This is a genomic window from Acinetobacter sp. Tol 5 (assembly GCF_019702905.1).
GTDB lineage: Bacteria > Pseudomonadota > Gammaproteobacteria > Pseudomonadales > Moraxellaceae > Acinetobacter > Acinetobacter bereziniae.
The window spans coordinates 3,186,396-3,197,756 of record NZ_AP024708.1; the positions used below are offsets into that span (position 1 = coordinate 3,186,396).

Here is an 11,361-nt window from a genome sequence, read left to right on the forward strand (position 1 = left end):
ACCAATTGATGGATTATTCTTAAACTAAATATTGATTATTTATTGTCATTTTTTTCAATTCGCCTTATGGTGAATTGAGTGAAAAATGGATGATATGTAAGTGAACAGGACTGTTTCAAATAAACTTCAATTGAGTGTCTTTCTTTGTCTAAGTACCTGTTTAGCGATTGGTATATTGCGATTTTCCTATACCGCATTATTGCCCACTACCCGACTCGCCTACCACTGGGATAGTAGTTTTGCCAGTATATTGGGGAGTGCTAATTTACTCGGTTATCTCATCGGTGCCTTTTGGTCGATGAAACTCCCACACACAGCCAATATGCCTCGTTATCTTGTACTTGCATCCTGTGCAGGTGCAATCAGCTTACTCAGTTGTGCATTTTCAGGTTTTTCTGAACTATGGTATGTATTCTGGCGAATCATCTCAGGCATTAGTGGAGGCTTAATCATGATTCTTGCACCCAGTATTGTGGCGCATTGTTGTCGAGCTGATGAACGCTTGAGTATCAATTTTATTGGTTTTAGTGGTATTGGGATTGGTGTACTTTCAGCTACCTTGTTTTTACCCTATCTAGATCAAATCAGTACCCAATCAGCTTGGATGATTTTGTTTGGGTTTTCAGCACTGATTTGCCTAATAAATGCCTATCTTTTACACGGGTTTAAAGATTATTTACACCAAACAAGTACCCATAACAATTCTATCAGCTCGATGGATGGTATTTATCTGAGTGTGTTAATCGTATATGCATGTAGTGCTTTTGCTTATGTGCCACACTCATTATTTTGGATTGATTATCTAAAAAACACTTTACACCTCAACCTCTACCTGATTAATTTCAACTGGATTCTTTATGGTTCAGGCAGTGCTTTGGGGGCGATCAGTGCTTACTTATTGGCACGAAAATTTGGAAATTTTACTGCCTTAAAAATATTATATAGTATCTATGTCGTTGCAATTTTGGTCGCAGTCTTTTCTATTCATCCGATCTTTACTTATATTTCCTCATTTTTTACAGGGCTTCTCAATCCAGCTGTGGTGTTCTTAACCTCCTATACGATTCTCAATCTTTATCATACAGCCTATAAAAATTTATGGAGTATCGCAACGCTAGGATTTGCCATTACTCAACTGATTGGTGGTTTATGTTTTAGCGCATTGCAACACTGGGGTGTTTCATATTATCAACAATTCATACTCGCTTCAGGGGTGCTGTTGATAGGTACACTACAATTTTTTATCTATACCCGAATGAAATTTAAATCGCAGGCATAAAATACGATTTTTAGAAGGATGATGACTTAATATTGAACGTATCATCCTACGTTTAAGCCATTCGCTGCGCATGCAGAACCAAACCTATTCATATTTTACCGTTTGGCATACAAATTGCTCATCTAAACCATTGATGAAAAATTCATGAAGGTTTCATATGAGCGCTGAAATTAACAAAATCAAACCTGAAGATGAAGTTTTAAGTTTAGGAAAAAACCTGACTTTTGGTCTACAACATGTACTCACCATGTATGGTGGTTTAATCGCTGCCCCATTGGTAGTAGGGACAGCCATTGGTTTAAATGCAGCCGAAATTGCACTATTAATTACTGCCTCGATTCTTGTTGGTGGTTTAGCTACGTTGTTACAAACATTAGGAGTGAAATGGTTTGGTGCAAAACTGCCCATAGTACAGGGCACTTCATTTGCTGCCGTGGCAAGTATGATTGCGATTGGTACTACAGGCGGTAATATTCAAACAATTTTTGGTGCAGTCATTGTCAGTTCTATTTTTGGTTTGTTGATTGCTCCATTTTTCTCAAAAATTGTGCGTTTCTTTCCACCGATTGTCACAGGTTCCATCATTACAATTATTGGAATTTCACTGTTACCCGTTGCCATTCGTTGGATTATGGGTGGAAATCCCAAAGCACCCTCATGGGGTTCATTAGAAAATATTGGAATTGCAGCATTCACACTCACGATCCTACTTTTGGTCAGCCGTTTTGGTACAGCAACCATGGCACGTCTGGCAGTATTGATTGCGATTATCGTCGGTGCGATATTCACCATCTTTTTAGGCGTTGCCGACTTTTCTAAAGTAACTCAAGGTGAGCTGTTTGCTTTGCCACATTTGTTCGCCTTTGGTCTTCCTACTTTTGAAATGTCTGCCATCTTGACCATGTGTATTGTCAGTATTGTGATCCTGACTGAAACTACTGCCAGCCTATTGGCGATTGGTGAAATTGTAGATACAAAAATGGACAGTCCCCGTCTCGCAAATGGTTTAAGAGCCGATATGCTTTCTTCAGCGATTGCCCCCTTATTCGGTTCATTTATGCAATGTGCTTTTGTACAAAATGTTGGCTTGGTCGCTATCTCAGGTGTGAAAAGTCGTTTTGTGGTTGCAACAGGTGGAGCAATTTTAGTGGTTTTGGGTTTATTGCCTATTTTTGGTCGTATTGTCGCAGCGATTCCGATGCCTGTTCTGGGTGGAGCGGGTATTGTTTTATTTGGTAGTGTTGCTGCAAGCGGGATTCGTACACTTTCTAAAGTCGATTATCAAATCCAGTCCAATTTAATCATTGTAGCAGTTTCAATTTGTGCGGGTTTAATTCCGTTGATTAGCCCAGAGTTTTTCAATGCATTCCCCAAAGTATTACAAACCTTATTTCACTCGGGGATTACCACGACCTGTATCGCAGCAGTCATGCTAAATATCTTCTTTAATCATCTGTCCTTTGGTAAAAGGTCGGTGAAAGCTCCAGTAAAGTCTGTACAAACTGTGACACATTAATTTATAAAAACAGAGCTTCTATTGAAGCTCTGTTTTTATATCAATAACTACATTTAATCATTAAAAGATTATTTTGTGATTGGCATATGCTTTTTAATAAAAGCAACCAATTCAGCATTCTTTGCAACAATTGCTCCTGTATGATTTTGATCATCTACAAGTAAGAACGTCACATCTGTACCCATATTTTTTAAGTCTTGCTGTAATTTTTCAGTCACTTGATAAGGTACTGCCATATCTAATTTACCCTGAATAATCATCACAGGTGTATTAATTTTCTTGGTTGCAGGCTGATTGTCTACTAAGAATTTTTTTACTGTTGAATTTTCTTGGAAGTTATCAATAAGCCCTGGATAGTCTAAAACAGTTTTACCGCTATTCGTGTTCAAATATTCACGAATATCTGTAATAAATTTACCCTTCAAATCTTCAAGACATGAACCATTTTCACCCGTTGTGCCCTCTGCCAATTCTACAATCAACTTAGAACGATCCTTGAAAACTTCTCGATAATTAAATCGAGGTTCATAGGCAGTGACACCTACTGTGGTATAAGCGGCATAGGCTAATAATTCAGCATAGACATCAATTGCTGTCTCAACTTTACCAGCGAGAAGAAGGTTCCGAATCGCTTGTGGTGCTACCTCAGAAATAATATAGCCTAAACTTGAAGCAGGTGCACCTGCTACTGCGCCTCTATAATTGGTATCACTATTGGAAAGTTCTGCTGTTCCTAAAGAAGCATGACCACCTTGAGACTGCCCCACGGACATCCATTGACCATTGATCTGACTACCATAATGATCTTTATAGGCTTTGACCGCATAAATCGCTGAATTTGCTTCACTCTTCAGTTTTAAATACGGATGCATACCTGGTGTTCCTAAGCCCTCATAGTCAGGTGCAACCACCACATAGCCTTCTTTTAATAAACTTTGTGCCATAGCTTTAAAACCTGTTTTAAAGCCATTCCTACTTGGCGCACAGCTATCACCTACACCTACCGTCCCATGCTCCCATACTACAACTTTCCAACCTTCCGCAGGTCTTGTTGTTTTAGGCACAAAAACCATGGCTGTGGCTTTTTTAGTTTCCCCTAAAACATTCGGCATATTATAGGTCATGACTTTGACTGAAGATGCTTCACTCATAATATCTAAATTATATGAACTTTCCGATACATAACTTTTATTACTATTCCAATTATCCCAATTGTCATCATCATTACATGCGCTTAAAAATAATGCTGAACCACAAGTAATAGCCAATAGTGTCCGTTTAAATAATACTTTCATTACCCTTTCCTCAAATTTTTCTTTTTTGAACAGCTCCGTGTTCCCCTCTAATTAAACATAAAAAAAAGCATCTTGCTAGAATGCTTTTAACCAAAGAGTAAAATAATATAGAAATACAAATAATTAATTTTAATTTATGTGATTTATCACACTTTAAATCAAACTCAATCAGCTTTAACCAAATCAAATGAGAGCAATAAAAATGCCTGCAAAAATAATCAGTCCAACCCAACGATTGTGCCTAAATGCCCAGAAACATCTTTGTGGATCACGATCTTTGGTTTTACTCCACTGATAAATAAAGTCCCCTGAAACCAATAACAATGCAATCAGTCCTATTGGGATCAGAATATTTTCCAAATACAGCGCTGCACCAATCAATACCACACTGCTCAACTGCAATAATGAAATAATTTCTATATCATAGCGACCAAACAGGATAGCTGTAGATTTCACCCCAATTTTTAAATCATATTCTCGATCTGTAATGGCATATTGCGTATCATAGGCCACGGTCCAAGCGAGATTGCCAAAATAAAGTAACCAGCATGTCCAACCTAAAGGTTTGCCCATTGCAGTAAAAGACATGGGAATTCCCCATGAAAATGCCATTCCCAACACCACTTGGGGTAAATGGGTATAACGCTTCATGAATGGATAAATAAATGCCAGAAGCAAACCTGCTAACGCACAATAAAATGTTGCAATCGGTAAAAAAAATAAAGTGCAGGCGCTTGCAGCCACCAACCCGATAAAAACCCAAACTGCTTCTTTTGCCGAAATTACACCCGTTGCAAGAGGACGGTTTTTAGTGCGTTCAACGTGGGCATCGACTTTACGATCTGCAAAGTCATTGATTGCACAACCTGCCGCACGCATAAAAATTGTCCCTAAGACCATCGCAATCAAAGTAACAATATCCGGGATTCCTTCCGCAGCAATCCATAATGCCCACATGGTTGGCCAAAATACCAACTCTGTTCCGATAGGTTTATCAAAACGACATAGATAATAATATGCTTCTAACCGTTGTTTCCATGTGGTTTGTTGCGCTATTGCCATGACAGTCCTTCAGTACACTATTTTGAAATATGCTGTTGTTGTAAAAATTGTTCAAAAGCAGGTAAAAAAGTTTCTTGAACTATAAATTTACAACCATGCCAAGTATAACAACTTTGGCGTGTCCAACCTTCTGCTAATTTTAAAACACGTCTTTCACATAAAGGATTGGTTCTTTGGAACAAAAACTTTCCAATTGGTTTGGTACGGATATGTTTAAACAAGCGTGCTTTGCTGTGAATACTTAAAATAGGAAAAATACTTTTTGCTTTAACCCAAGGTTGTGCATCACAACCAAATAAGTAACTTTCTCGCACCCATGAGGTATGTTGGTGAGGCATTGACATCCATTGACTGTCTAACAATGTCATTCTTTGATAGTGCTCTTGGATGGGCTGGACTTTAAAAATACCACCTGCCGCATCTGTCAATTGCTGGGTCAGGGAACCCTGTGCAAACAACCATGTTTTTAATTCAGGAGGAAATTTATGATCCCGTATTGCGCATGATTGTTTCAATGTTCACCCCTTCCATATTTTGGATGCCTCAGTTTAACTGAAATTTTTAACTTTGTTTGAGCTGATCTTTAAAATGTTCAGAATTAGTTGAAAAATCAATCAAAATTAAATCCACTCGAAAAGAACTTAATTTTCAATAAATCTCTTGATCAGTGATAAAGCATCACAAACATTGGGCTTTTTTAGTACGACTTAACTATTTTCGTTTTGATTTACCTTGATTTCTGCTACATTTTATAAATTAAAATCAATTGTAATGATTTCAGGACAAGCATAAATGAATATAAAAACTGCGCTAAAATTTAGCTTACTGTGTCTTCCCTCGACTTATAGCTTTGCACTCAACTTATCCAGTTCTCCAATCCAACAAGTTACTCTATACCCAACATTGGCAAAAATCGAACGAACCATTCCTGTGCAGGCTGGGGAACAGTTGGTGAGCTTGAGTGGACTGGCTGCCAATTTCAATATCGACCAACTGCAATATCAAAGTAGTAATATCGAAGTGAATGCAGTTTCTCACACTGACAGTGCATTAGATAAGCCTGCTGGCAATGAATCTTCACAGTTACGCGACCATATCGACGCGATTAAAAAGAAAATTTCAGAACAAAATTCAATTATTCAAGCTGCTGAGCTTCAGAATAAATTCTTGGGCAATGTGACCGAAGGTTCTGCACCTAAAGTTCGTAAGCAAGCTTATGAAGCGTTTATCGCCATTGATCAAGCCAAGATCGAAAAAGAAAAGCTTGAGCAACGTTTAGATGAGTTGGAACAAGATTTAAGCGCCATTGGTGACAGTGAATTTAATCAAAGAACCCTTAAATTTTATGTCAATGCACCACAACGGGGTGAAATTAAAATCAGTTATATGGTGCCTTATGCACGTTGGCAACCAATTTATAAAGCTGAATTGGATACCCAGACAAAGCAAATTAAGCTCACACGTATGGCAATGATTGCTCAAAAAACAGGTGAAGACTGGAATAATGTGAAGCTGGCACTGTCTACGGCAACACCGCAAAACTATGTTCAACAAGTCCAACCACAACAATGGTGGGTAAATTATTTTGAGCCAGAACCTGTTGTACGCCCTATTTATGCTATTGCTCCTGCACCAATGGCTGAAATGAGCTATGACCGAAAAGAAAAAAGTGCCAAAAAAGCGCCCCAGTTTCCACAATTCCAAGCAGCCGATCTAAACTTTAGTACTGAATTTCGATCAGAAACCAAAGCCTCTATTCCAAGTAGCCAACAGCAAATATTCTTACCTTTAAGCACAGAACAATATGCAGCAAAGCTTTCCGTATGGGCAATCCCTAAAAATAGTACCCAGGCAACGATTAATGCTGAGATTGCAAAACTGGATCAGAATTGGCCTTCAGGTACAGTGAAACTCTATCGTGACGGCGACTATATCGGGCAAAGAGCTTGGAACAACAGTGTAGATGAAAACTTACAAATGAGTTTTGGAACCGATGATCAAATCCAAATCAAAGTCACTGACTTGTCAGACAAGAAAAACCCTGTCAAAGGGACACAGTCAGAAACCACACAGAAACAGCAATATTCTGTGCAAAACTTACATAACTATCCAATTCAAGTCACTATTTTTGAATCTGAGCCACAAAGTCAAAATGGAAAACTGACCACTCACTCAACTTATAGCATTCCCCCAACGGCGACCCAATGGAATGGACAACCGAATATCAACTTATGGCAAGTGGATTTAAATCCAAAGCAAAGTTATAAGTTGGATGTACAACACCAATTTAAATATCCAAGTAAAGGTAGAACCTCTGGTTTTTAATATTCTCTTCTCTACCATAAATAATGAAGCCCAGTCATCACTGGGCTTTGATTTGCAACATGCTCATTCAGCAAAGACTAAAGATAGTCACCCTCACGTTCAGGCTGATACAATACTTTTTCAATTTTAACTTTCATTAAGTGTCCATCGGGTTGCGGCCACTCGATTTCTTGCCCTTCAGCCAAACCTAAAATAGCGGCGCCAACAGGAGCAATGACATTGACCTGCCCTTTATCACCACGGAAATCATGTGGATAAACCAGTGTAATTTCAGTTGCTTCTGTTGATGGTGCAATCGTGATCAGCACCTTTGCATTCATGGTCACAACATTTGCTGGAATGGCATCAGGTGCAACCACTTCTGCACGTGCCAATTCTTCTTCTAAATGTTGCATGGTGATCGTCAACTTTGACTGATGTTCTAACATCGTTTCCAAACGATGCAAATCCTGTTCTGAAATAATAATATTGGGTTTAGTCATGTACCGAATTCCTTTGCACTATTGCATTACCACAAGCGTATTGATAAAGCCGATCTTACAGTTATACATCAATTCGCTTGCCAACTAAATTGACAAAGCAAGATATAAACTGAAATCCATAGCTTTTCATCACCGATTTCTTTTATAACAGATATTTAGTCGTATATTACTGCTTTTTATTCAACCATAAAAAAAGCCTCCTTGAGAGGAGGCTTTCTCAAGTCAATGCTTATTTTGCATAAACTGGGAATTTAGCACATACCGCTTCAACTTTAGCTTGTACTGCTTTGATTACCGCTTCATCACCTTTAGCGTCTAGGATATCAGCAATCCAACCTGCCAAATCACGCACTTCCGCTTCACCAAAACCACGAGTGGTTACTGCAGGTGTACCGATACGGATACCTGAAGTAACAAATGGAGAACGTGGATCATTTGGTACAGCATTTTTATTCACTGTAATATGCGCTGCGCCTAACCATGCGTCAGCATCTTTACCTGTCACATCTTGTTTAATCAACGATAACAAGAATAAATGGTTTTCTGTACCACCAGAAACAACATCATAACCACGTGAAATCAACACTTCAGCCATCGCTTTAGCATTAACAACCACTTGTTTTTGATATTCTTTATATTCAGGTGTCATTGCTTCTTTAAAGCAAATTGCTTTTGCCGCAACAGCATGAACCAAAGGACCACCTTGGTTACCTGGGAATACAGCTGATTGAAGTTTTTTCTCAATCTCTTCATTTGCTTTAGCAAGGATCAAACCAGAACGTGGACCACGTAAAGTTTTATGCGTAGTTGTCGTTGTTACATCCGCAATTTGTACTGGGCTTGGATATACACCAGCAGCCACTAAACCAGCAACGTGCGCCATATCAACAAATAAATATGCACCAACTTTATCCGCGATATCACGGAAACGTTGCCAATCAACAATTTGGCTATACGCAGAGAAACCAGCAACGATCATACGAGGCTTGTGTTCTACAGCCAAACGTTCAACTTCTTCGTAGTCAATTTCACCAGTTTCAGGGTTTAAACCATATTGCACTGCATTATAAGTTTTACCTGAGAAGCTTACTTTTGCACCGTGGGTCAAGTGACCGCCATGCGCTAAGCTCATTCCTAAAACAGTATCGCCTGGGTTTAAAAGTGCAAGATAGACTGCTGAGTTTGCTTGAGAACCGGCATGAGGTTGTACGTTAGCGTAGTCAGCACCAAATAATGCTTTAGCACGATCGATCGCCAATTGTTCGATCACGTCTACATATTCACAACCGCCATAATAGCGTTTACCAGGATAACCTTCGGCATATTTGTTAGTGAGTTTTGATCCTTGTGCTTCCATTACTGCAGGTGAGCAATAGTTTTCAGATGCAATCAACTCAATATGTGCTTCTTGACGGGCATCTTCTTGAGAAATTGCTTGAGCGATTTCTGGATCAAATTCAGAAATAGAGATATTGGCGAACATTAGCGAGGTCCTATGAATTAGGGCTTTTAAGCCGTGCTAAGATTGCGCGTATTGTAGCATGAAGTTTGTAATTAAACAGAATGAAGTTTGCTCTGTTTTAAATAAAAATAGCTAATGTATCGTACATTAGCTATTTTTTTGATAATGGCAGTTTAAAGCGTTATTTTGCTGCAAACATAGCTTTGACATCTGCAACAATATTATCAATATTTAAAACATACGCAGAACTATGATCCCAAGTAGGTTCAGGGATATAGCGAACCTGTGTACCAAATGCTTTTGCGGTAGCATATAAAGTATCTGTCGCAATTTTGGGTACAGTAGTATCCGCCCCCCCTGATAAATTACTACAGGTGTTTTGACTTGAACTTGTAGTGGTTGTGAGTCTTCATTTAAAAATTTTTGTACAGGCGCTAGGGTCATAAATCCGTCAGTTGTTCTTGGATAATTCTTTAATGAACCATTGCTACCAACATATTGCATCATAGCCCCTGCAAATTGAGTTCCAAGATCACAGCTTGATTCTGCATTTCTTGCAATTGCATCCGTCGGTACTTTAAATACTTGGCTATAGTCTAAAGTAGGGTTTGTATTGCGTAAGCCCGCAGCAATTAATGCAGTAAAGGTATCTAAAGATGCATAAACAGGTATCTGCTGAGTTGGTGTAGCATTTTCAACTGAAAGATTTCCAACACTTAAAATTAATTTCAATTGTGAAGCTGGTGCAACAGCGACGGTGCCTTTATAGTCTAGGTTTGCACGCGCCGCATATTGCGCAGCGCCTAATGCTGCTTGACCACCTTGAGAATGTCCAACTGTGACCCACTGATTAGACGCTTTACTGCCTAGCCAATTACGTGTCGCCACTACCGCATCAGTAATCGAATAAGCTTCACTTTTTAAATTTAAAAATGGGTGTAATTCTTTACCACCAGGCTCGCCCAAGCCTTCGTAATCAGGTGCAACCACCACGTAGCCTGCTGCAAGAAACTTAGAAATCATGCCTTTAATATGGTCATTCATCACATTACGACTTGGTGCGCATTGATCTGCAACGCCTGTTGTTCCATGTGCCCAAACCACGATTGGCCAACCACCTGCTGGTGCTACAGTTTTCGGTGTAAAGACCAGTGAGGTTGCTTGTACTTCGGTACCATTAATACCTTTCATTTTATAGGTCATCACGACACTATCCGTTGCCACAGTGGAGAAGTCAGTTGCAGTGTATGCGCTTGGTGTTCCCACAACAGGATTGGCAATCGTGTTGACATCTGTATTATCTGGAGAAGCTCCAGATGAACTCCCTCCATCACCGTTATTACATGCTGTTAAAGCGATCCCAGAACTTATAATTAAAACTGTCAGTAAATTCTTTTTCATGTGATTTATCCTTAAACACAATTTTTTAAATATTTTATATCACTTATTACGCATAAGTATTTCATGAATACGTCAAAAAAATATGTTAGGCAAGTCTTTTAGTCATTATTTTTAAGGGATGAATCAACTGAATAAATCACCAATAATGGCATCACACCACACAAGGCATCATGTTTATTGTTAACATATTGAACAATATATAGAAATCTAAACTGCCAAGAAATGGCTATTTATTGTTTATAAAATTAATATCAAAGTAGCTTAAAGATTCGTTTAAAATTTCAATCTTATTTTAACGACGCTGGCTTTTTCACAGAATAAGATTCAACAGCATATCGCCAATCTGTTGAAAAATGCATGCCGCAAAAGTTAATTTCTCTTGATCAATAAAATCAATGCAATAAAGATCGTTTTGAATGATGTGAAGTTTCCCTGACCAAACTGTTATGCTGTACATCTAAAGCCTAAATAAATTTACCTAGATGATGCTTCACTTTGCTTAACCCATTTTTTGTTTAACCATATTCTTGCGATGCAAA

Annotated in this window: 8 protein-coding genes and 1 pseudogene; 3 read left to right on the forward strand and 6 right to left on the reverse strand. The window is 38.6% G+C overall.

Annotated elements, in window-relative coordinates; genetic code table 11:
- The first annotated feature begins 100 nt into the window (after positions 1-100).
- Entirely contained in the window at positions 101-1,279 is a 1,179-nt protein-coding gene (locus TOL5_RS14840; protein WP_042085119.1) for a YbfB/YjiJ family MFS transporter, read from the forward strand.
- A 157-nt stretch (positions 1,280-1,436) separates the two neighbouring features.
- Positions 1,437-2,795, forward strand: coding sequence for a nucleobase:cation symporter-2 family protein (locus TOL5_RS14845; RefSeq protein WP_139419499.1), 1,359 nt, complete (start codon positions 1,437-1,439; stop codon positions 2,793-2,795).
- 68 nt (positions 2,796-2,863) lie between these two features.
- Here TOL5_RS14845 and TOL5_RS14850 read toward each other — a convergent pair whose 3' ends face one another.
- The 3 genes from TOL5_RS14850 to TOL5_RS14860 form a co-directional block, all read right to left on the reverse strand.
- A complete protein-coding gene (locus TOL5_RS14850; protein ID WP_221260455.1) occupies positions 2,864-4,090 on the reverse strand; it encodes an alpha/beta hydrolase family protein in 1,227 nt (408 codons plus the stop codon).
- A 183-nt stretch (positions 4,091-4,273) separates the two neighbouring features.
- Positions 4,274-5,152 carry a 4-hydroxybenzoate octaprenyltransferase gene (gene ubiA, locus TOL5_RS14855; protein WP_009586209.1) on the reverse strand — a complete coding sequence of 293 codons (879 nt, stop codon included), beginning with the start codon at positions 5,150-5,152 and terminating at the stop codon, positions 4,274-4,276.
- A gap of 17 nt (positions 5,153-5,169) precedes the next feature.
- Positions 5,170-5,667 (reverse strand): chorismate--pyruvate lyase family protein, encoded by a 498-nt coding sequence (locus tag TOL5_RS14860; RefSeq protein ID WP_042086648.1) that lies wholly within the window; start codon positions 5,665-5,667, stop codon positions 5,170-5,172.
- Between the two features lie 277 nt (positions 5,668-5,944).
- On the opposite strand from TOL5_RS14860, the gene TOL5_RS14865 reads away from it, so the two are divergent.
- The gene (locus tag TOL5_RS14865; protein WP_009586203.1) at positions 5,945-7,477 is read left to right on the forward strand and encodes a DUF4139 domain-containing protein; all 1,533 of its coding nucleotides are present in this window, start codon (positions 5,945-5,947) and stop codon (positions 7,475-7,477) included.
- 77 nt (positions 7,478-7,554) lie between these two features.
- On the opposite strand, the gene rnk is transcribed toward TOL5_RS14865, so the two are convergent.
- The 3 genes and pseudogenes from rnk to TOL5_RS14880 all read right to left on the reverse strand — a co-directional run bounded on the left by rnk (position 7,555) and on the right by TOL5_RS14880 (position 10,822).
- Positions 7,555-7,959: a nucleoside diphosphate kinase regulator gene (gene rnk / locus TOL5_RS14870; protein WP_004831562.1), complete on the reverse strand. Its 405-nt coding sequence runs from the start codon at positions 7,957-7,959 to the stop codon at positions 7,555-7,557.
- A 229-nt stretch (positions 7,960-8,188) separates the two neighbouring features.
- Entirely contained in the window at positions 8,189-9,442 is a 1,254-nt protein-coding gene (gene glyA, locus TOL5_RS14875) for a serine hydroxymethyltransferase (RefSeq protein ID WP_004831563.1), read from the reverse strand.
- 160 nt (positions 9,443-9,602) lie between these two features.
- Positions 9,603-10,822: pseudogene (locus TOL5_RS14880) on the reverse strand (alpha/beta hydrolase family protein).
- Positions 10,823-11,361 lie beyond the last annotated feature (539 nt).